Genomic DNA, 22,703 nt, shown 5'->3' on the forward strand with positions numbered 1-22,703 from the left:
AATTTTTTAGTTTACCCAATTATTGTAACCACCCTCTTTAAAGTTAGTCATGATTCACCGATATCCTAAAAACCAACTCGCTGCTGATTACCTTTAGTTTTTTCCTGAAATAGGAAAAGACCTATCCGGATCCCATGCCTAAAAAAGCATGATATCTAACGGATAAGCCTTTGCGTCTTCATTCATTTAACTCTTTGCCAATTACTTTTGGCTTGGAAAAACGCGTGTTACAAGTTTACGGAACTCATCAACGAATCCTGCAACGGGTTTTCCATTCTGAATGTCATTCGCATACTTATGCATGCTTTGAACAAAGTCAGGGTTTGTCGAAACATAAACGTTGTCTACCGATGGATCTGCTCCTCTTGCTGCATCTGCAATCCTGCCTTTAAGGTCATTCGAGATATCTTTATCCCCGCCGTCATTTAATACTGCCCCAACATATGCATTATTATCAGTCACGATGACCCTGGCGTCCTTTACTTCCTTCAAGGCTTCAACACGATTTGAGATATCATCGGAGACCCTCATATCGTTTGCATTATTATCATTATCATTATTTATATTTCGCTTTGTATCGCTTACATTCGTCGGATGTTTTACATTATCCTGATGCGTACGATTCAGGCCAAGATTTTCATTGGCACCTTGTTTATTATTAGTAGAACAACCTGTAATCACTAAAACCATCATCACACTTGATACTATCGCCTTATAATTCATATTCTCCACTCCTTTCAAACGTTTAACATTACTATTTACGAGGAGTGGATAGATTATTCATGAGAAGTGACTTTCAATCCGATAGTACCTTCACCCAAAAAACACCAAACGCACCTCGTACCGTACATGATGCCTACCAGAACTGATCCCAGGAGCCCCTATTCGAGTCCAAATGGCATAATGGGTTCCCTATGCAATGATTTTTATCGCCGATGATAAAAAAACTAATAACCATGCCAGCAATCATTATATTTTAAACTCATCGCCTATATTAAATATTCACGCAATCACAATTGAATCAAAGCCATCTCTTTTTCCTCTCCCAATACAAAAAAAGCCCGATAGGTCATAATCATAACCTCTCGGGCTTTTTCCCCTCCGTGTAAGCAGATCCCTGCGCGTTTCTCCTGAACCATTCCGGTAAAATTTCAACAAATCTTTTATTACTTTACGATATCATGTGCATTTCCAAATTCGGGCAAACGCCTATGCATCACTTTTATTTCTAAGCTTCCATTTGTCGCCTTTTATGGTAAACCAAATATTTTTGAAAGGTTCCGGTGTTTTTTTAGCGGCATCAACCGTATATTGTACAGCCTCTTTTTTATATTGAACATCTTCTGTGATTTCTTGCTGAGTCATGGCGAGTTGATCCGTCTCTGATTTAATCTGATCCGTTTTTGCCTGAATGCGTGAAACAGTTTCAGTCACACTTTCAATTGTCGGTTTGGAATCCTTAAATGTTTTGAAAGCAAAAAAAGCGAAATAGATGATCGATCCGATAAAGAGGGCAAGACTAATATATACAATAACCACCTATGATTCCTCCTTTTATTTTACCTTTACTATACCCGTAATCCTTGAGCAGAAAACGAATCCCCATGTATTTTCTTTTATGCCTGGTCATATTATTGAAAGAAAAAGGAGGAATGAAAATGAATCATATGCCTCTACTTAAAGCCTGTTTTAAAGCCGGAATACACTTCATTAGACATATAACCATACAACAGGCTGCCGTTATAGCAGGAATCATTTTTTTGATCATTCATCCAGAAGTTTTTAGCCCCCTTTGGCTTACATTGGCAACCTCCGTCTTGGTTTTGCTCCTGCTTTGAAGATTGCTGAAAACTCTTTAGTGATCTCCCTCACACCGGTTCCACTTAAGGACCGCTTCACTGCGCCGTCGCTCGAGGCAGGATAACTGAGATATTTCCCTCTTGATGACATAGGCGAATGAAGTAAACAGGCTATATAGAAGTACATACAGAACAAGTAGGAAACGCGATGTGTAAAGGATACTCCATGAACATGAAAATTTAATCAATCGATTGATTAAACCATTGACTTGCCTTGCCCCCTTATGACAGAAGAACTTCATCACATTTCCCATTTTACCGATAAGCAAAAATAAATGGAAAATTACGAAATTTGTGTATAATTAGACTATATTCATAACCTTCAAGGAGGAATCATATTCATGGATACTCTCATTCAACAGTTTAGGAATTTGCCCACCACGGCCATTTCAGATGCAATGGAGGGATTGAACAATCTGGAATCAGCGATTAAACCCTTAAAAGAAAAGTTTCATTTTGCCGGACGTGCTTTAACCGTACAGATGCCCGTCGGTGATAATTCAGCCGTCTTGAAAGCAATCGGCGAAGCAAGACCTGGAGATATAATAGTCGTTGACAGCAAAGGTGATACATACCGTGCAATAGCAGGTGACTTTGTTGTCGGCATGATGCAGACCATGGAAATTGGCGGTCTCGTAGTCGATGGAGTCATTCGTGATCTTGAAGCAATTAAAGAAATGAATTTCCCTGTTTTCAGTAAAGGGACAACGGTTGCCTCAAGTGGCAAGGCTGGTGTAGGGCAAACTAATATCCCCATTTCCTGTGGAGGTGTCACAGTGTTTCCAGGTGATATCATCATAGGGGACATAGATGGAGTCGTTGTCGTGCCACAATCCATGGGTGAAGAAATCCTGATCAAAGCAAAGGATAAAATCATGAAAGATAAACTGCGTGCAGAAAAATACGCGGGAAAGCCTGAAGAAATAAGAAATTATGTTGCCATGATGACCAATGAAGCATGATCTAACGCATATAAAAAAACAGGCAGGAAGCAATGGCTTCCTGCCTGTTTTTCAGCTTATTTATCAGAATCGGATTCCTTTGAACCTTCTTCATTATATGTGTAATCATAATCAGCAGGGTTAATTGGCTTAAAACCCTTTGGAGTATAGAAACGGAGTAAGTCACCGTTCACCACTTGGTCGGATAAATTGAGCATCTTTTCAACTCTCTTTTTATAATTGCGGATGTCATCATTTTCCTTGACCAGTTCTCCTGTTTTCGTATCGAAGTATTTTCCTTTAATGGAAGTAACATCTGGTGTTACAAAATCACCATTCCTGAAAGGTACAACTTCATTATGATCTTTAGACAATAAGTCAGAACCGAATTGTACATAATCTTTAGATTCAATTCCTAACAAATGCAATAAAGTCGGGAGAAGGTCAATCTGTCCTCCGTATTGGTGCATTTCCCCGCCTTTAACACCTGGAACATGAATCAATAATGGTACACGCTGCAATTGGGCGTTCTCAAATGCGCCAACATCCTTGCCAAGCACTTTTGACATGGCTTCTTTATGGTTTTCCGAAATACCATAGTGATCGCCATACATAACGATTACTGAGTTATCATACAGACCGGATTTCTTCAGATAAACGAAAAACTCCCTAAGCGCTTCGTCTGCGTAGCGTGCAGTTTGGAAGTAATTATCAACGGAAGCATCACCTGTCGTTTGCTTACCGATTGTTGCCTTGTCCTGGTCCATGGCATATGGGAAATGATTAGATACCGTTATGAATTTTGTATAGAAAGGCTGTTTAAGCGTTTCTAACATTGGAATCGATTCTTTAAAGAAAGGTTTATCCATCAAACCATAACTTAGCACTTCTTCTTTATTCTCCATATTATAATGGCTTGCATCGAAAAATTGATTGAACCCAAGAGCCTTATACATCTGGTCTCGGTTCCAGAAAGATTTGTAATTACCATGGAAAACAGCAGATGTGTATCCTTTTTCTCCTAAAATCGCAGGTGCCGCTTGATACGTATTTTGGGCTCGGTTTGTGAATGCTGCCCCCTGTGGTAAACCGAACAGGGAATTTTCAAGCATGAATTCAGCATCTGCCGTTTTACCTTGGCCTACTTGATGGAAGAAGTTATCAAAGTACATGAAATCTGACTTCTCATGTGCAAGTGAGTTTAGAAATGGAGTTACTTCTTCCCCGTTCAACTTATAATCGATCATGAAATTCTGCATGGATTCCAAATGCAGGTATATGACATTTTTACCTTTTGCTGCACCAAAATACTTAGGGTTCGGTTCAGCGCTTGTTGCCTTCGTATAATTGACCACTTCCGCGATATCCGTGCTATTTGCAGTTGCACGCTGAGCGTACGTTTTAGTATTCTGAACGGCATCATATACCGTATAGTTGAACATACCCAGATATTTGACAATATAATTCCGGTCGAATGTTCTTGACAATAATTGCGGACGATCCTTTTCAGCAAGTCCTAAATTAATAGCAAAAATTGCAAGCCCTGCAAGATAAATCATTCCAACCGTACGGCGTTTGACTTTGAAGTTTTCCACTTTAAAGTCTTTGAAACTATACAACACAATCAAAAGTGCCGTATCAAGGAAATAAAATACATCATGGGATTTAAATAATTCTAAAATACTCGGTCCCAAATCCCCGGCATTATTTTGCACTTGTGTCAAGGTTGGTAATGTAATGAAATCGGTAAATGAACGGTAGTAAACAATATTGAAGAATAGCCATAAGGACATCAATAAGTTCAATCCGATGATCCATTTAAACGATTTTTTACCTTTCGCCAGTAATGCCAACCCAAAGAATAAAATGGCTGAACTAATCGGGTTTATGAATAGCAAAAACTGTTGTAGTCCATTCTCAATACCTAAGTTGAATTCAACTCGATATCCAATATACGTTTTTATCCAAAACAAGACTACCGCAATAAAGAAAAAGCCTAGTATGTTATCTGCAAATAAATGCCGGCTTTTTTTAAGAAAATTATTCATGCTCTCACCTCTATTAATCTAGTGGTTTATTTATATAAATTTTTACATACTTACAAAAGACGGAAAATCGGAAACCTTATGATAGCATTCTTTCAATCAGATAGTCAAGACTGTGCAAACCACCTTTTGTCACATCAATAACCCTTATGATCCAGAACACTTCTTTAGCTTATGAACAACTTTTGAAAAAGTAACAGAGTTTCGACCGTCTTGATTTTCTATAACAAATATATAGGAATTCCATGTCTTAATCCAATAAATATCACCGTAACTTTTTTGGGTTACTGTGGATCACCGTCACTATTTAGTTTAACTTCCTTCAGGCTTTTATCATTATAAACGACTCTTTATAAAAACACCAGCACATTACAAAATATGTAAAGATATAAACCTTCAATCATTGAATGCTATTAGATGTTTAGAGGATTTCTTTCCCGATAATTCGACATCTGAAATTTGATTGACGATTACATTGATGCATCGCTCCCCCGCACTTTCTATTCATCTGTAAGAACCAAAAGCCTGCTAAGTTAACCCGTTCATTTACTGCATCCTCTCAAGTTAAAATCCCATAAAATAACAAAAGTTTTTGAGGCCTGTTTCGTAAACTCATTTCGCGTTATATCGACATCATTCCCGTCTTGACTTCAGTTGATCTACTTTTATTGAATTAATTTCTCCTGATAGTAAATGACACCAAATTTGCCTATATTACTTGAAGTAATTAGTATGATGGAGATTCAATTACTCTTAGTTTTCATGAATGTTCATGTATTAGTTTTTAAGATTATTTACCAATCTATTTACCAATGTTCACTTAAATTACAATTTAAAACCAGACCGGAACCAGAAACTGCATCAAGCATCAATGCAGTTGACATTATAATAGGAAGAAACTATTTTTTTTACGTTGTTATTTGTTTGGCTGAAGAGTTATTTTCTTTCGGTAGCCGCCCATATAAGCCCTAGCAGCTACAACAGGGTCTAATATGAACCTTGTCCTATTCATTTTCCCTTTATTGAGTGTGAAGACCTTACAAGCTGTTGTAACCGGCATTATTGGTTTCCTTAAGTGATTTCTTTTCTTCCCTTTGTTATTATATATACTTTCATTCAGCTTTATTATAAAAAATAAAAAAAATCCTGTCCTAAATCGAGGGCAGGATTTGCTTTTAAACTATATTTAATTACTTAAGCCCTTTAGAAACTTCTTTAACCATTTCATCAACAGATTCTAAACCGCCGCCAGATAAGTACCAGTAGTTAGGATCAAGATAAATGATGTTTCCTTCTTTAAAAGCCTTTGTATTTTTTACAATGTCATTTTCAACAGTTTTTTTTGCTGCAGCTCCATCACCGGCAACCGCATCTCTATCTACAACGAATAGATAGTCTGGATTCTTTTCAGCAATGTATTCGAATGAAATACTTTGACCATGTGTAGATACCTCCAATTTATCATCTACAGCAGGTACACCGAATACATCATGGATAATTCCAAATCTTGAATCCGGTCCATAAGCACTTACTTTTCCACCGCTAGCAAGAACGATTAAACCAGTTTTATCCTTCGGAGCTTTTTCTTTCAAAGCATTAATGTTTTCATCAACACGTGCTAATTCTTTAGCCGCTTCGTCTTTTTTATCGAAGATTTTACCCAAAAGTGTTACATTTTCTTTAAAGGATTCCATATAATTTGCAGTATCTACACCTACATAAACAGTAGGGGCAATTTTACTTAATTCTTTATATGCTTCAGTTTGACGGCCAGAAATCAGTATTAAGTCAGGAGCCATCTCGTTGATCTTTTCGAAGTCAGGTTCTTTTAAACCGCCGGCATTTTCAGTTGTACCTTTATATTTAGAAAGATATTTTGGAAGGCCATCATGAGGAACAGCTGCTACTTTCACACCCAATTTATCTAGAGTATCAAGAGCACCCATATCGAATACAACAACTTTTTTAGGGTTTGTTTTTACTTTCGTTTCGCCTAGTAGGTGCTTAACCGTAAATTCTTCGCTTTTAGCACTTTCTTTTTTCGTACCTGATTCTTCTTTTTCCTTAACTGATCCGCAAGCTACAGCCACTACAGCCAGCATTGCAACTAAAAGCAGTAAAGATAACTTCTTAATCATCATGGTCACCTCGAAAAGTATTTTTTTATTTAAAATTACAGATTGAATCCTCACCTTCACAGAATTCACCTGCATCGCTTTCCCTGGATATAAACAGGAGGCGGCTAAAAACCTTGGGCGCCCGCCAACTTTTAACAGCCTAATGAGCGTATGAAGTGAATCTGAGACGGCTACGAATACTGAAGTAATTTAAAACCAAATGGCTTTTTCTTACGTGAAGTACACACAGATCTTATTGTCATTGATATTTTGGATTTCAATATCCATATCATAGATTTCCTTTAATACTTCGGAGCTGATCACTTGTTCGGTAGGTCCATTATGAACAACCTTGCCATCCTTCAATGCGACAATATAGTCGGAATAACAGGATGCAAAATTAATGTCATGAATGACGATTATGACCGTTTTCCCTAATTCATCGGCCAATCTCCTCAATACCTTCATGATTTGGACGGAATGCTTCATATCAAGATTGTTCAGAGGCTCATCAAGAAGTACATACTCCGTATTCTGAGCAATAACCATGGCAATGAATGCCCGCTGCTGTTGCCCGCCGCTAAGCTGGTCAAGAAACTTATCCTGCATTTCGCCAAGTTCCATATATTCAATCGCTTCATCGACATACTTCCAATCCTCTTTAGTCAGTTTACCTTGTGAATAAGGAAAACGGCCAAAGGCGACAAGTTCACGAATCGTTAAACGGATATTGATGTGGTTAGCCTGCTTTAAGATGGCAATCTTTTTAGCAAGTTCATTGCTATTGAATTTCCCCATATCCTTCCCCTCAATCAGGACTTCCCCTGAATCCCGGGTAATGAGCCGGCTGATCATTGAAAGGACTGTACTTTTCCCCGCTCCATTAGGACCGATGAAAGATGTGATTTTCCCTTTCGTTATTTCAATGGAAACATCCTCGACAACCGTTTTACTATTATATTTTTTGAATAAATTTTTCACTTCTACCATGATTTATTCTCCTTTAATAGAAGATAGATGAAATAGACACCGCCGACAAAGTTGATAATGACACTCAAGGTGGTAGAGAACGTAAAGATCCTCTCTACAATGAATTGACCGCCGACCAAGGCAATCACACTAATCAGCATTGCACCCGGGATGATATGTTTATGCTGATAGGACTTAATGAATTGATAAGCCACATTTGCAACAAGTAATCCGAGGAACGTGATTGGACCGATCAGGGCAGTTGAAATGGAAATTAAAATCGTGACGACGATTAAAACCCGTTTCGTTACAAAATCGTAATCCACACCCAAGTTTATGGCTTGGTCCCTCCCTAGTGACATGACATCTAAATACTTCAAAAATCTCATAAAATATATCATTGCCGCTATCATGAGGATAATCGCTAATGTTAACAGGTCAGTGTTGACATTATTGAAACTGGCAAACATTTTATTTTGTATCATTTGAAATTCATTCGGGTCAATCAATACCTGCATAAAGGAAGACATGCTGCCGAATAAGGTCCCGAATATGATACCGATCAACAATAGAAAGTAAATATTTCGGTTTTTCTTGAACATGAACTTGAACAGCAGGCTGGAAAAAATAAGCATGGCCGTAAGTGTAACCAGGAAATTGAGATTTTTATTCATGATCATGATATGCGTTGAACCGAAGAGGAAAATCACTCCAGTTTGGATCAGCATATACATGGAGTCCAGTCCCAAAATGCTTGGTGTCAGGATTTTATTATTCGTAACCGTTTGGAAAATCACTGTTGAAAAGGCTATCGCACAACCTACCACGATGATGGCAATGATTTTTATGACCCTTCTCGGCAGTGCATAATCCCAATTCGGGCCAAGGTCCCAAAATATGTAACCTGCCGTTAAAGCTGCTGCCAGAACAGCTAATATAATGATCTTACTTTTATTATTCATATGCCTTTCTCCTCATTATCAGATAGATAAATACGGCGCTTCCTATCACACCAACCACGAGTCCAATCGGAATTTCAAATGGATATATGATGATCCTGCCCAGGATATCGCAGATCAATAGGAATACTGCCCCTAGCAACGCTGTATGAGAAAGACTCTTTTTCAAATTATCACCAAGGTAAAGGGATACAATATTTGGTACGATCAATCCTATGAAAGGAATCGTTCCCACCGTTAACAGGACAACAGTGGAGGATAATGCCACGATGATCAGCCCAAAATTGACTATAAGTTTATAATTCAGCCCTAGATTAATAGCAAACTCCTCACCCATCCCTGCCACAGTGAATTTATTGGCAAAGAAGTATGCGAGAATGACTAAAGGGATACTTACATATATTAGTTCGTACCTTCCCGACATGATCATCGAGAAATCACCATTCATCCATGTGTTGAGGCTTTGAATCAAATCATACTTATAAGCAAAGAATGTCGAGATGGAACCGACGATATTACCAAACATCAAACCAACCAATGGAATGAAAATCGTATCCTTATATTTCACTTGATCAAGAATTTTCATGAACAAGAATGTACCTGCCAAAGCGAATATGAAAGCGAATGCCATTTTCTCAATAAGTGCTGCCGATGGAAAAATGATAATGGCAAGAAGAAGTCCAAGCCTTGCAGAATCCATGGTACCGGCAGTCGTAGGGGATACAAATTTATTGCGGCTCAATTGCTGCATGATCAGACCGCTTATACTCATCACCACGCCGGCAATGATTATGGTCATCATTCTGGGGAAACGGCTTTGCAGCATGATTTGCACTTTATCATCACTTAGATCCAATATATCCAGGGGGGTAATATCTTTTACACCAATGAATAATGAGGTAAATGATAAAACGATTAACGACATGACTAAATATCTTATCTTCATCTACATTTCCTACTCTTCCTATCTCAGTAAATACAGCGATAATATTTTTAATTAAAAATTTATGAATAAAGACTATTGTACAATCCCCTATTGAAATGAGGTTCATGAGACAATAGTTACAGGGTTCTCACATTCATGATAATGAGATTCATTATCATTATCATTCATTCTTATTCTACCATTTCTTTGACATGTGTCAACAAATACAAGGGAATTACTTTGATAAACTCCGGATAATGGAAGAACCACTCATGCATTTCGCTGCAGGAAGTGATAAAATCATAATAACAAATATTTACTCTTCTAATGAAAGAAGCGATGTGATGAAAAACTTCCTATCTAAAGTGTTCACAAAAAAAGGGAAAATCCAGATTGAATTTTGCCAAAATAATCTTGACCGCTTCCTTGATGAACAAACGGTTGCTGATTATGGTAAATTCTTAGCGAATCCAAGGATTCAATATAAGGAATATGAATGTTTAAGTGAGTGTAAACTTTGTAAGCAAACCCCCTATGCGAAAGTGAATGGCCAGATAATGAACGCCAAGGATGCACGGAATCTTTTAAATCAGTTATATGATGAATTGAAATGATACGGGCCAAGCAAATTGCTTGAACCGTATTTTATTATGGAAATTTCAACTATCTACCTCTATGTATACAGAATCCAGGGGATGAATAACTACGAAAAGTAATTACTAACTTTTTTTCTGCCACCATTCCCCTTAGAAAGATAATCCCTTGGGAAGTTTATGCATCAGAGTCATTCCCTTATGTAATCGAAAAACATCCACACTCTTTTTTTGACAGAGAGAGTTTTACTGGGCTGCAAGCCATGGAATGCCTTTATTGATCTAGTAGATACTTCCTGTTTTTCTCTAGTTCCTACGGTTATACTGTATATATAGCTTAATATATGATAATTTATGGAAAAAGATATATAGGAGGACGTCCGTGAAAAAAATCATTCCTACCATCGTTTCTTTCGTAACCCTAGGTCTTGTCACTGGATTGCCTAGCCAGAACCCCATCGCAATGACAGAAGAATTCACCCCTTATTATGGAAATGGTCCAAGCTATATTCAACCTGATAACCTCTCCTACCTTTTCCCTGAACCTAATGTTTCTTTCAAGACCCCTGCCTTTATACAAGGCAAGATCGCTTTTACGAGCCAAGAAGAAATGATTGGTCATATCAATTCCCTCTCCCATAAAAATAAGAACATCCAAGTCAAGACGATAGGTAAATCAATAGAAGGACGCGACATCCCCATGCTTCTTTTCAGCAAGGATTCAAAAAAACTCAATAAGGATTCCCGTAAACCATTGATTTGGATACAAGGTCAGATCCATGGCAATGAACCCGCCTCAGGTGAATCAACATTAGTCATTGCACAATGGCTTGCCGAAGGAAAACTTGGTGACGTCCTCGATAAAGTGAACATTGCCATCGTTCCACGCGTAAATCCAGATGGCTCCTATTACTTCAAACGTTTTACCGCAAATGACATGGATGCGAATAGGGACTATTTAAAAGTGGAGTATCCTGAAGTACAGACTATTCATCAAACCATCAATGATTATGGGCCTGAAGTCATTCTTGATGTACATGAATATACAGTGAACCCCGCTCCCCTTAAAAAGGTAGGCGCAAATGGATCCATCGCTTCCTATGATCTGCTCATTTCATCTGCAAAGAATTTAAATATTCCGGAACAGCTTCGAAAAGCATCCGATGAACTGCTTTTACCTAATGTTTTCAAAGCATTGGAAAAAGAAAAGCTTTCCTATCATGATTACTATACACTCGATACTTCTGATACTGGAATTCTTACCGCTACTGAAGGAAGCACAGAAGCCCGCATCGGTCGCAACGCTCTCGGATTGAAAAATACAATGACCTATTTAATTGAAACAAGGGGTATCAATATCGGCCGTACTGACTTCAAACGTCGTGTTTATGCACAAGCTTCAGCTCAGGCTGCCTTCATTAAAACGACGGCTGATCAGGCCAATGAAGTAAAAAAGGTGGTCAAGCAGGCGGAAAATGAAGTGGTGAAAAAAGGGAGAAAAGCAAATGATAATGACAAAATTGTCATCACCAGCCAAAATAAATTAATGAAAAATCAAAGGTTAACAGTGGTCGATATAGCGAAAGCCAAAAAGGTAGATACCACCATCGATTGGCTGGATTCTACCGCTGCCTACCCTACGCTGGTTAGAGATCGTCCGACAGCCTATATCCTTCCACCCGAATATAAAGATATTGCCAAGAAACTTCAGCTATTGGGAGTAGAAGTCAAAAAACTAAAAAGACCTATGAAAGTAGCTGTTGAAAACTATAGGGTCAAGGATCTAAAAGTTTCCGCTGAACTGGAAAGCGGACATTCCACAAGGGAAGTCACGACCACCGTTACTTCAAAAACTCGGGTTTTTCCAAAAGGAACCTATGTATTTAACATGGACCAACCTGACGCTAACTTCATTTCCCTGGCCCTCGAACCAGAAGGCATGGACAGCTACGTGACATTCAATTTCATTCCCGCTGTTAAGGGCGGAGAATTACCTATTTACCGCTACATGAAACAATCAGCATTACCAGTTAAATAATGCATTTCGATTACTTTCTAAAACGCTTTAGCAGCTTTCGTTGCTGAAGCGTTTTATTTTTGAACTCCTATTTAATTCACTTTTAAGCCTATTGGCGGACTTTATTTTTTGAATGTGTTGAGAGTCTTTGAATATATATATAAACGGACGATGTGTTTAAGAGGGGGAACGACTTTGAACCAGCATGTGCAATTGGAAATGAACCGCCTTATTCATCGCTTAAAACAAGACCAATCAGCAGATGGATCTTGGAATTATCCCTTTGACACTGGGATAACAGCTGATGCCTATATGATTATTTTACTTAAAGTTTTAGAAATAGAAGATGCCTCTTTAATAGAGGCATTAGTAAAAAGGATTGAAAGCAGACAAACGGAAAACGGCTCTTGGAGACTTTTCCATGATGAAAAAGACGGTAATCTTTCAGTCACTATTGAAGCTTATTATGGTCTCCTTTATAGCGGACTGCGAAAAAAACAAGATCCTCATATGAGGAAAGCCAAACAATTCATTCTTTCCAAGGGTGGAATTAAACAGGCCAAAATGTTAACTAAAATGATGCTCACCATCACTGGACAATATAAATGGCCACTCCTATTCCCGATCCCGCTCGAAGCTATATTACTGCCGCCAACCTTCTTCTTCAGCATTTATGACCTATCCGTATATGGCCGTGTCACCATGGTCCCTTTGCTTTTACTAGGACATAAAAGGTTCCAGATCATGTCCCCAAACACACCTAGTTTAAAAGATTTATATCAAACAAGGGAGGAACGGTCTGAAGAGCAAGTGTGGAAGGAATATCGAACCGACGAATACCGCTCCTTCTTTTCCAAACTTCAAACAGGTGTCAAAACTTTAATTGGTTATCCAGATTATCTTCATTCCTTGGCCCTAGAAACCACAAAACGATTTATGCTCGACCGGCTAGAACCCGACGGAACGTTGTATAATTATTTTGGGCCTACCTTTTTCATGATTTTTGCCCTACTTTCAACCGGCTACTCGAAAAAAGATCCTGTAATCCTAAAAGCTGTTTCCGGTTTGAAGGGAATGTCCTGTTCCGTTGATGGTCACACACATATCCAACTTACAACAGCACATGTTTGGAATACATCCTTAATCAGTTATGCCCTGCAAGAAGCCGGACTGCCATCAAAAGATGAAACTGTAAAGTCCGCCAATCAGTATTTACTGTCACGCCAGCATTATATGTATGGAGATTGGTTAATTCATAATCCTGACGCGGTCCCAGGTGGCTGGGGTTTCTCTGATTTGAATACAATGAATCCAGATGTAGATGATACGACGGCATCATTACGGGCGCTTGCAGGTCAAATGCAAACAAGACCTGATAATCTGGACAGCTGGCAGCGTGGTGTCGCCTTTACAATTTCCATGCAAAATGACGATGGAGGATTTCCCGCATTTGAACGAGAAAGCGATCCTAAATGGGTACATCTCATTCCTTTCGAAGGATCAAATTACATCTTGACTGATCCGTCGACAGCTGATTTAACAGGCAGGACGCTTGAATTTCTAGGGAACTATACAAATTTGAAGAAACCTGGGAAAGTCAGCAAAAAGGCCGTAGATTGGCTCTTGAAAAATCAGGAGCAGGACGGCTCCTGGTACGGACGCTGGGGAATATGTTACCTATATGGCACATGGTCGGCACTGACTGGCATGAAGGCCGTAGGGCATTCCTCTGAACATCCTGCCATCAAAAAGGCCATCTCCTGGTTAAAGAAAATCCAAAATAAAGATGGCGGCTGGGGTGAATCTTGTTATAGTGACATCAAGCAGCATTATATGCCTCTCGGGACCAGTACCCTGACACATACGGCTTGGGCTGTGGATGCGTTGATTGCAACATCTGACAAACCCACACCTGAAATTGAAAAGGGCATCACCTATCTCACCCGCGAAGCTCAAAAAGAAAACTGGACCAATGACTATCCTGCAGGCCAGCTCATGGCAAGCGTTTTGTATACCCATTATCACAGCTATCGCTATATTTACCCGCTACTTGCCTTAAGTCACTACAGAAACAAATTCATGGATGCTTAATCGCTTTTTCAGTGATTTTTATCATATAAAGGTGAATATGTGGATTACCTGTGGAAAAGGGGTGAATAACAACGAAAAGTTATCCACAACCCGAGGTTATCCACATTATTTTGCCTGTAAAATGACTAAAAACAAGTCATCGATAAACATTTCCCTTCATTTTTGTTGAATTTTGTTGATTAATTCATTTCGAATATGTATTAATGACTTGTTTATGCACGCTTTGTGGATAGTTTGGGGATGAATGATTACGATTCCAAGAAAACTTTATCCAGTTTATCACTATAGAATTCTATGGCCTTTACATAAGATTGTATTTCTCGATCATTAGAGGTTTCCGCAATTATTTTCAATAAGGATTCCATCGCTAGATCATGTCGGCCCAAATTATAAAATGACATGGCCCTGAATACCAATAAAGCCCTATCCTCAGGAAACTTTGCCAGCCCCGCTTCCAATGTCCGTTTTAATTTTTCATATTCCCCAATGGTGCGATATGTGCTCCCCAGCCCTAGGTAGGCTCCTTTTGCGTCCTCATCCGGCAAACCTAGTTTGAGGGCAGCTTCATAATGGAGCACCGCCTTTACCTCTAGTCCTAGAATATCCAAACTCCAGGCACACTGATACTGTATGACTGCATCCTCTGGATTTTGCTTTGCCAAATCCATCAATAATTGATTGGATTTTTTGAATTCTTTCCTGCCCCTTAATATCAGTGCCCTTTCTAAACTCTCCATCGCCATTCCTCCATTGAATAAAATTCCTTATTGCCCCTATTCGCGAGTCCCCCATTTAATACCTTCTTAGATCGGCTGAGAAAGAGTAATTCAAAATTTATATGTAGGAAAATGGGAGTCTGGATCGGCCTCACTTTTCAATCAGATTGCCATTGTGAATAAAAAAGGATCTGCCACTTGGCAAATCCTTCACACATTTCAGTTCTAGATATTGATTAATCATCCAACTGGTTTTTCAATACTTTCCCCGTAGTGGCATCTATCACTACATCATATTCCTTTTGTCCCTGGTTTATCTCCAACTCGTACACAAGTATGCCATTCTCTGAATCAAGCTCTGCATCCGTCACTTGACCCTCCACCTCTTTCAAGGCAATCTTTTCAGCTTGATCCATGCTGATTTTTGCAATTTCCACTGCTTGTTGTGTGCTCATATCCTCATCGTCTTCGTCTTCCATCTCCCGAGAAAGAATCTCTCCTTTTTCAGCATCGACCTCTACATCTTGATAGCCTTCATTCGTTTTAACGGTCATCTCATAGGTCATCGGCTGGTCCCAATCCTTTTCAAATTGAGTAACCTTACCGCCCAGTTTTTCTGAAATCATTTTGATAGCCTCATCCTCAGATAACGCACTCTTATTGACTGCATATACCGCAGTTCCAGCGGCACCGCCGAAAAGCAATACAGAAGCTATGGAAACCGTCAAGATTACCTTTTTCTTTTGAATGATACCTTCTTTTATCGTAGCCCACTGCTTTTTCATGAATAATTCCTCCTTTGAGTTGTTACCTTAATAATAAACATCATTCATGAAACGAACATGAGCGCTAGATTAGAATTTGATGAGAAAGAGTAATAGTCACCAACGTCCCCTCTCCCACTTCGCTTTGAATTTCCAGTTTACCTCCGAATGACTCGACAAGTGTTCGAGCGATGGAAAGCCCGAGTCCATTGCCTCCCGTTTTCCTTGCCCTTGATGAATCCACGCGATAAAAACGTTCAAATACATGCGGTAGATGTTCTGGTGATATCCCTGCCCCTTGATCTTTAACACCAATGAAAATTTCATTAGCCCTCCGTTTTATCAGGATTTGTATATCCGATTCACTATATTTCATGGCATTGTCCAATAGGATGACAAGCACCTGTTCAAGCTTGCTGGAAATGGCCATTGCATATATTTCCTTAAACTCGGATTGTATCTTTATTTCACGGTTTGCCGTCCTTCTAAATGTTTGGGCAATCTGTTCACAAAACGAAATAAGTTCGACTTTTCCTTCAATATCCTTTGAAGGTTCACTTTGGGAAGCGGATTGAAGTAGATGTTCCGTCAGCTGTTTCATCCGGATGGCTTCATGATGGATTGCCTCCACCGCCTCTTCCAGAATCGCCTCATCCTTCATTCCCCAGCGTTTCAATAGTGAGGAGTAGCTTTCTATGACCGTAATCGGTGTTTTCAATTCATGTGAAGCATCTGAAAGGAATTGCTGCTGTCGGTTATAATTCCGCTCAAGCCTTTCTATCATCCTGTTGAATGACACCCCCATTACCTGTAGCTCGTCCTTTGATTGATCCGAAAGCGGTATCCTTTTGAATTCTCCGCTTTTCTCAATCTCCATCATTGTCCCGCTCATGATCGATATGGGTTTGAGGATTAGATTGGCCAGCCATTTACCGGCAAAAATGGATAGAAGAATGACAAAAAGGGATGCACCACCTAATACGAGGGCAAGAGTCGATAAATTTTCAAGGAGGGTATCCTGCGGCTGTGTCACCTCGATCATTCCTAGCTTCTTCCCTTCTTCGGGATATGCGTAACGGTAGGTCAACACGTAATCCCCATCAGCTTTGCTAAAATCAAATCCTTTCTCATTAATGGATTTAACCGCTAGCCCCTCAAGGTCCTCTTCATCCGTAAACGATTTTACCAACCTTCCATCTGTGCCAAATATCCGCACCATTCCATCATCAGGGGTATACGGCTCCATTAAATCGGGATCACCGGAAATCAAATCTTTCGTCAGGATATTTTCTTCAATTAATGAAGCTTTATCTTCGAGCAGATCCCTTTCCCTCTCAACAGATATCAAGAGAAAGGCGATTAAAACGATGATACTCAACAATATAAGCATGACGCTTAAAAAAAGACTGGAGTACGATTGGATTTTCGTCCGAATCTTCATACCGGCTCCTTCAAGCTATACCCTACCCCGCGGTAAGTATGTATGAGCTGCAAATCAAAGGGGTAATCTATTTTTTTTCGTAAATAACGGATATACACATCAACCACATTCGTATCCCCTGCAAAGTCATATCCCCATACATGTGTAAGTATTTGCTCCCTTGAGAGTACTTGATTTTTATTTTGCAATAGATATACCAGCAAATCGAACTCGCGGGAAGTCAGCTCGATCCTGTTGCCTTGCCTGAGAAGGTCCCTTGTACCAAGGCTCAATTGCAGATCATGGACCTTAAGTTCATCCGCTTTCCCTTCTGATTGGCTCTCACGTACATTTGTACGAAAACAAGCACGGATCCGGGCCAGCAGCTCTTCTATCTCAAACGGTTTCGTTACATAATCATTCGCACCATGGTCCAGGCCATTCACCTTGTCTGGTACAGCATCCCTTGCGGTTAGAAGAATGACTGGTGTAGATCCATTCTTTTTCCGGTAACGTCTAAGTACTTCTATGCCATTCAACTCGGGTAGCATCACATCCAATAAGATTAAATCCCACTCTTCGGATTCTGCCCTTTGCAGACCTGTCTTTCCGGTAAAAGCCGATTCAGTTAGATAACCCTCATGATTAAGTTCCAGCTGGAGGATCCTCGCGATTTTTTCTTCATCTTCTATTATTAAAATCCTTTTATTCATGATTACCACCACCCACCTCTTAGTGTACTGAATAAAAATGAAAATATCATGAGAAATTGAACACTCTGCATAAAAATCCCATGAAATAATTACTTTAAAAGGTCAAAAAAAAGAATCGGATGTGAAAAGTCCAAGTTGTTCTTTACAGACACCATACCCTCACAATCATTAAAAATTTCTCCATAGCTAAGCCTAAGTATCAATGGCTAACCATAATAAAAAGACTATGGAATATTTCCATAGTCACAGTTTGTCGACAAAATGGGGTTCGGAACGGCCTCATCCCGAATAACTGGCTTGCCGAGACCACACTGCCGCTTGCGGCGAGGAAGCTTGGCAGACAGTCAGCGGAAAGAGAGCCGATACCTGTAATCAACTGGATCGTTTAATAATGATCCAGTTCATTCACCGTTCCAATGCTGGTCAATGAACTGGATCGTTTAATAATGATCCAGTTCATTCACCGTTCCAATGCTGGTCAATGAATTCATCGCGTCCTGATTTCGCACGGTCCGCTTTATAATCATCTTTGTTTTTTTTATGAAAGCCTTGATGGTATTCTTCGGCAGGATAAAAGGTTTGGGCAGGAAGGACTTCCGTTACGATGGGTTTCCGGAATTTCCCGCTGGCTGCAACCTTTTCTTTCGCTTCAATGGCCAGTTTCTCTTGAGCTTCGTCATGATAAAAGATGGCCGTTCGATACTGGCTTCCCCTGTCATGGAATTGACCGCCATCGTCGGTTGGATCGATTTGCTGCCAATATAGTTCAAGCAGTCTTTCATAAGGAAATAACAGGGGATCGAAAGTGATCTCGACGACTTCATAATGTCCCGTAGTTCCCGTCTTCACTTCCTCGTAAGTAGGGTTTTCAGCATGTCCCCCTGTATAACCGGATATGATTCCCCCAATCCCGGGTTGTTCTTCAAATGGTGTCACCATGCACCAAAAACAGCCTCCTGCAAATGTAGCTTTTTGCATAATGGTCAACACCTTCCTGTACATATGTAATAAAATCTAATATACCATATCCTAATCTTAACACTGTGTCTTTTGATTTACGAAGCCTCCAAGCCAATCGCTCCAAAAGGGATGTACCCTTTGATCAATCTTTTGACCAGCCCTTTTCCTTGAATCTTACAATAGCTTCAACGCGATTGCTTACATCCAATTTATCAAGAATGACCGAAATATAATTACGGACCGTTCCATTGGTCAGATAAAGCTGGCTGGCAATTTCCTTTGTATTCTTACCATCTGCAATTAATTGGAGCACTTGACACTCTCTTTCAGTCAAAGGGTTTTCTTCTTCAAAAGCCATATCCACCAGCTCAGGAGCATATATGCGCCGACCGTCCATGATGACACGGATCGAGTTCGCCAGTTCCTCACTTGGACTATCCTTCAGCAGATATCCACCCACCTCGGCCTTTCTGGCTCGTTCAAAATAACCAGGGCGTGCAAACGTGGTTAAAATGATGACTTTGCATTGGTGGCCCTGATCCTTGATCTCTTCCGCTACATCAAGCCCGGTTTTAACTGGCATTTCAATATCCGTAATGCAGATATCTGGCTTTAGACGATTAACGAGATTCATTGCTTCTTCCCCATTGCTCGCTTTTCCGACAACTTCCATATCCTCTTCCAGATCAAGGATAGAACCTAGAGCGCCAAGCAGCATCCTTTGGTCTTCAGCAATTACGATTTTAATCAATGTTAATCCCACCTATCCATTATTTTTTATAGCATTCGGAACCCTTATATAAAGTGCAGTTCCATCTGTTGATTTAATATCCAGGCTGCCATTAACGAATTCAAGCCTTTCTTTCATTCCTTGAAGTCCATTGCCTTTAAAAAATTCTGATTTATGTGAAAGTCCCACTCCATTATCTTGGACTTTCATCGTCACTCCTGTCTGTAATTCTTCAATGACGATATTACATGAGTCGGCACAGCTATGTTTGACGATATTTGTCACAGCTTCTTTCAAGCACATGCTTAAAACCGTTTCAACAAGCAATGGAGTATCTTGCAATTCCGTTGTGCCTTCCAAATTGAAGTCTATCTCTGCCGCTTTCAATATTTGCTTGACCCGGATGATTTCATCGCATAGCTTGGCCCCACGCATTTCCGACACCATTTCCCGTACTTCCTTGAGTGCCGTCCTCGCCGTTTGACGGATATCCTTGATTTCCTTCTTAGCCGACTCCGGTTTTAAATCAATCAATTTCCCTGCAAGGTCACTTTTCAAGCCAATCAAAGAAAGTTTTTGTCCAAGTGTATCATGTAGATCACGGGCAATCCGCTGGCGTTCTTCCATTTTGCCAAGCTCGGAAATTCTTTTATGTGCATCTTCCAATTGTTCTTCCAGCCTATCACGTTTATTCCGATTATATGTGTTGAATGGGAGAAGGATCACGCCCACTACACAAATGAGCATAAAGGGAAATTGCGAAAAGAAGGTAGGGTCTTTCATGATGAATCCAATATTGACAGATACGATGGTGGCTAATAGCTGGATCGAATATAATACGAAAAAGCCAACCTTATTTTGAACATTCCCAATAAAGAATGCTAAAAAGAGTGAAAAGTAAATGTAGCTGAAAAATATGGTCATGGATATGGATATGACTATTTGTATAGCCGTCCATACGTATACGGGCCATCCCTTCGAAACGAATGAGAGACCATATGATATGAAAAACAAAATGATCATGACGATTCCAAAGACAGTCTCCAACATCGATGAAGATTTGAAAATGAAGTAAAAAGGAAGGATACAAAAAATGATCCAGACATAAGGGCTCAGCCCTGTGTTCTTAGGAAAGATATGATACCAACTTTGCATGGCGCCGCCTCTATTTCTTTTTCTCCTAGTATATACTAAGGTGTTTAATCAAAAAACCATCCAATGGAAATTGAATGGTTTTTTGATTAACTATTTATTTCCCTTGAAGACTTGGACGTTTATTATTCATTTCCAACTTTGATTTTTTCTCATTTAGACGTTCCTTTATCTCTTTAAAACTTACAAACGTCTTGTTTTCCCCATCATAAAGGCGGAATCGAAGTGATTTTAAACTTGAACTAAGGGTGATTGTCGTTGCCTGCTGCAAAGGCAGGGTGGAATCATGGACTTTTTCCAGATTATAGTTCGGCACTCTTGGACTAAGATGATGCACGTGGTGAAAACCGATATTACCAGTTACCCATTGTAAAACCTTCGGAAGTTTATAATAAGAACTTCCATCAATGGCAGCCTTCACATAATCCCATTCCGATTCCTCTTCGAAATAAGAATCTTCGAACTGATGCTGTACATAAAACAGCCAGATGCCCAGGGATCCAGTTACAAAAAGAAGCGGTACCTGAATCATCAGGAATGCCTGCCATCCGATAGCCAAGCATAACAAACCATAAATCACCACGATTGCGGCATTTGTCAAATACGTATTCATGCGTTCCTTCTTTTTTGCGCCTTTTTTATTCAGACGATTCGAAACAAGGAATAGATAGAATGGACCTAATCCAAACATGACGATCGGATTTCTATATAAACGGTAAGCCAGACGTCCCCAGAATGAAGCGGCTACATATTCATCAACGGTCATGATCCAGATATCTCCTGTACCGCGTTTGTTTAAATTACTGCTTGTTGCATGATGTATGGAATGACTATGCTTCCATTGCTCATACGGAAATAATGTGACGATTCCGCTGATTGTACCCAGGACGTTATTCGCTTTTCTGCTTTTGAAGAACGATTGATGACAGCAATCATGGAAAATGATGAAAATCCTGACTACGAATCCTGCAGCCAAAACGGCCAATGCAAGGGTCAGCCAATATGAGATGGTTAAGCTTTGATAAGCTAAAAACCATAACAGGAAAAATGGCGGAAATGTATTTATAAGCTGCTTCACACTTGATTTAGTATTGGATTTTTCAAAAGGGGCAACATCTTTTCTTAATTGTTTTTGATTACTCATGATTTCCTCCTCATAAATTTTATATAGAAACATGGAGTGTTTAAATGGATTGGTTCAGCTTACATATTTCGAATACCATAATTGGTGTTTAACATCTTACTCTCTATTTAAGTATAGGAATAATCATTGATCTTCTATAGTCATAAACGTCAATTGGCTGGCATTACAAATGTCATATACTTGTCTACTTCATCACTTTTCACACGTATTTTTTCCTTAATTATCATTTTCACCCTTAAAAAAATGATAAATTCACTCAAAGTCCCATCAATCAATCCACACATAAATTCCTGATTCCAAATAAATAAGCAGTAAATATTCGATCAAAAAAAAGATCCGCCATCTGGCGAATCCCAGTTTGTAGACAAAAGGGGTTCGGAATTAAAAATTCCGAACCCCTTTTTGAGATTCCCTTTGAATTTTTGCCTGAAGTTAGGAGATTGGGGCTCTACGAGCCCACTATGTTAGGCCATTTTTGGACCTCGCCATGTCCAATTGGCCATCTTCTTTAAATTAATGGCAGCGAAAGTAAGCATCGCCTGCATCGACAATTTTTTAAGTCCCCTTAAAGTTGTCCAACGCATACCA

Annotated in this window: 21 protein-coding genes; 5 read left to right on the plus strand and 16 right to left on the minus strand. The window is 39.5% G+C overall.

The features are described from left to right. Positions 1 to 201: 201 nt before the first annotated feature. Both AC1DVK_RS12210 and AC1DVK_RS12215 read right to left on the minus strand, forming a co-directional pair. Entirely contained in the window at positions 202 to 723 is a 522-nt protein-coding gene (locus AC1DVK_RS12210; RefSeq protein WP_410862047.1) for a YhcN/YlaJ family sporulation lipoprotein, read from the minus strand. A gap of 486 nt (positions 724 to 1,209) precedes the next feature. After that, the gene (locus tag AC1DVK_RS12215; RefSeq protein WP_318682446.1) at positions 1,210 to 1,539 is read right to left on the minus strand and encodes a DUF948 domain-containing protein; all 330 of its coding nucleotides are present in this window, start codon (positions 1,537 to 1,539) and stop codon (positions 1,210 to 1,212) included. Positions 1,540 to 1,658: 119 nt separating this feature from the next. Here AC1DVK_RS12215 and AC1DVK_RS12220 point away from each other — a divergent pair, with 119 nt between their 5' ends. Continuing rightward, positions 1,659 to 1,838, plus strand: a complete 180-nt coding sequence (locus AC1DVK_RS12220) for a hypothetical protein (protein WP_061465512.1) — start codon at positions 1,659 to 1,661, stop codon at positions 1,836 to 1,838. Positions 1,839 to 2,200: 362 nt separating this feature from the next. After that, positions 2,201 to 2,821, plus strand: a complete 621-nt coding sequence (locus AC1DVK_RS12225) for an RraA family protein (RefSeq protein ID WP_477626562.1) — start codon at positions 2,201 to 2,203, stop codon at positions 2,819 to 2,821. A 56-nt stretch (positions 2,822 to 2,877) separates the two neighbouring features. Here AC1DVK_RS12225 and ltaS read toward each other — a convergent pair whose 3' ends face one another. From ltaS to AC1DVK_RS12250, 5 genes are all read right to left on the minus strand, one after another. Beyond that, complete coding sequence (gene ltaS, locus AC1DVK_RS12230) at positions 2,878 to 4,848, minus strand: lipoteichoic acid synthase (RefSeq protein WP_410862043.1); 1,971 nt, start codon at positions 4,846 to 4,848, stop codon at positions 2,878 to 2,880. A 1,187-nt stretch (positions 4,849 to 6,035) separates the two neighbouring features. Continuing rightward, entirely contained in the window at positions 6,036 to 6,980 is a 945-nt protein-coding gene (locus AC1DVK_RS12235; protein WP_477626576.1) for a siderophore ABC transporter substrate-binding protein, read from the minus strand. Positions 6,981 to 7,193: 213 nt separating this feature from the next. Further along, the gene (locus AC1DVK_RS12240) at positions 7,194 to 7,952 is read right to left on the minus strand and encodes an iron ABC transporter ATP-binding protein (RefSeq protein ID WP_477626563.1); all 759 of its coding nucleotides are present in this window, start codon (positions 7,950 to 7,952) and stop codon (positions 7,194 to 7,196) included. Next, positions 7,946 to 8,893 (minus strand): iron chelate uptake ABC transporter family permease subunit, encoded by a 948-nt coding sequence (locus AC1DVK_RS12245; RefSeq protein ID WP_125159746.1) that lies wholly within the window; start codon positions 8,891 to 8,893, stop codon positions 7,946 to 7,948. The genes AC1DVK_RS12240 and AC1DVK_RS12245 overlap by 7 nt, the downstream gene beginning before the upstream one ends. Continuing rightward, positions 8,886 to 9,836 carry an ABC transporter permease gene (locus AC1DVK_RS12250; protein WP_477626564.1) on the minus strand — a complete coding sequence of 317 codons (951 nt, stop codon included), beginning with the start codon at positions 9,834 to 9,836 and terminating at the stop codon, positions 8,886 to 8,888. The genes AC1DVK_RS12245 and AC1DVK_RS12250 overlap by 8 nt, the downstream gene beginning before the upstream one ends. Positions 9,837 to 10,027: 191 nt before the next feature. On the opposite strand from AC1DVK_RS12250, the gene AC1DVK_RS12255 reads away from it, so the two are divergent. The 3 genes from AC1DVK_RS12255 to shc all read left to right on the plus strand — a co-directional run bounded on the left by AC1DVK_RS12255 (position 10,028) and on the right by shc (position 14,516). Beyond that, the gene (locus AC1DVK_RS12255) at positions 10,028 to 10,429 is read left to right on the plus strand and encodes a DUF1450 domain-containing protein (protein WP_477626565.1); all 402 of its coding nucleotides are present in this window, start codon (positions 10,028 to 10,030) and stop codon (positions 10,427 to 10,429) included. Between the two features lie 361 nt (positions 10,430 to 10,790). Further along, positions 10,791 to 12,446 carry a M14 family metallopeptidase gene (locus AC1DVK_RS12260; RefSeq protein ID WP_477626566.1) on the plus strand — a complete coding sequence of 552 codons (1,656 nt, stop codon included), beginning with the start codon at positions 10,791 to 10,793 and terminating at the stop codon, positions 12,444 to 12,446. 174 nt (positions 12,447 to 12,620) lie between these two features. Beyond that, positions 12,621 to 14,516, plus strand: a complete 1,896-nt coding sequence (gene shc, locus AC1DVK_RS12265; protein WP_477626567.1) for a squalene--hopene cyclase — start codon at positions 12,621 to 12,623, stop codon at positions 14,514 to 14,516. Between the two features lie 248 nt (positions 14,517 to 14,764). Here the strand turns inward: shc and AC1DVK_RS12270 are convergent, their stop codons facing one another. The 9 genes from AC1DVK_RS12270 to AC1DVK_RS12310 form a co-directional block, all read right to left on the minus strand. Then, a complete protein-coding gene (locus tag AC1DVK_RS12270) occupies positions 14,765 to 15,253 on the minus strand; it encodes a tetratricopeptide repeat protein (protein WP_477626568.1) in 489 nt (162 codons plus the stop codon). Between the two features lie 215 nt (positions 15,254 to 15,468). Further along, complete coding sequence (locus tag AC1DVK_RS12275; RefSeq protein ID WP_284469294.1) at positions 15,469 to 16,017, minus strand: PepSY domain-containing protein; 549 nt, start codon at positions 16,015 to 16,017, stop codon at positions 15,469 to 15,471. 64 nt (positions 16,018 to 16,081) lie between these two features. Continuing rightward, positions 16,082 to 17,437, minus strand: a complete 1,356-nt coding sequence (locus tag AC1DVK_RS12280) for a sensor histidine kinase (RefSeq protein ID WP_477626569.1) — start codon at positions 17,435 to 17,437, stop codon at positions 16,082 to 16,084. Beyond that, positions 17,434 to 18,129 (minus strand): response regulator transcription factor, encoded by a 696-nt coding sequence (locus AC1DVK_RS12285; RefSeq protein WP_089361920.1) that lies wholly within the window; start codon positions 18,127 to 18,129, stop codon positions 17,434 to 17,436. Before AC1DVK_RS12285 ends, AC1DVK_RS12280 begins: the two co-directional genes overlap by 4 nt. A 456-nt stretch (positions 18,130 to 18,585) precedes the next feature. Next, positions 18,586 to 19,107 (minus strand): peptide-methionine (S)-S-oxide reductase MsrA, encoded by a 522-nt coding sequence (gene msrA, locus AC1DVK_RS12290; RefSeq protein ID WP_477626570.1) that lies wholly within the window; start codon positions 19,105 to 19,107, stop codon positions 18,586 to 18,588. A 124-nt stretch (positions 19,108 to 19,231) separates the two neighbouring features. Next, on the minus strand, positions 19,232 to 19,840 hold the full coding sequence (locus AC1DVK_RS12295) for a response regulator (RefSeq protein WP_410863958.1): 609 nt from the start codon (positions 19,838 to 19,840) through the stop codon (positions 19,232 to 19,234). A 12-nt stretch (positions 19,841 to 19,852) separates the two neighbouring features. Continuing rightward, positions 19,853 to 20,974, minus strand: coding sequence for a sensor histidine kinase (locus AC1DVK_RS12300; RefSeq protein WP_089361922.1), 1,122 nt, complete (start codon positions 20,972 to 20,974; stop codon positions 19,853 to 19,855). A 94-nt stretch (positions 20,975 to 21,068) separates the two neighbouring features. Continuing rightward, complete coding sequence (desA, locus tag AC1DVK_RS12305; RefSeq protein ID WP_477626571.1) at positions 21,069 to 22,115, minus strand: Delta(5) desaturase DesA; 1,047 nt, start codon at positions 22,113 to 22,115, stop codon at positions 21,069 to 21,071. Positions 22,116 to 22,579: 464 nt separating this feature from the next. Beyond that, a partial coding sequence (locus AC1DVK_RS12310) for a transposase (protein WP_328151323.1) occupies positions 22,580 to 22,703 on the minus strand: 124 nt, incomplete at its 5' end.

Source organism: Peribacillus sp. P4_B1, from assembly GCF_056402395.1.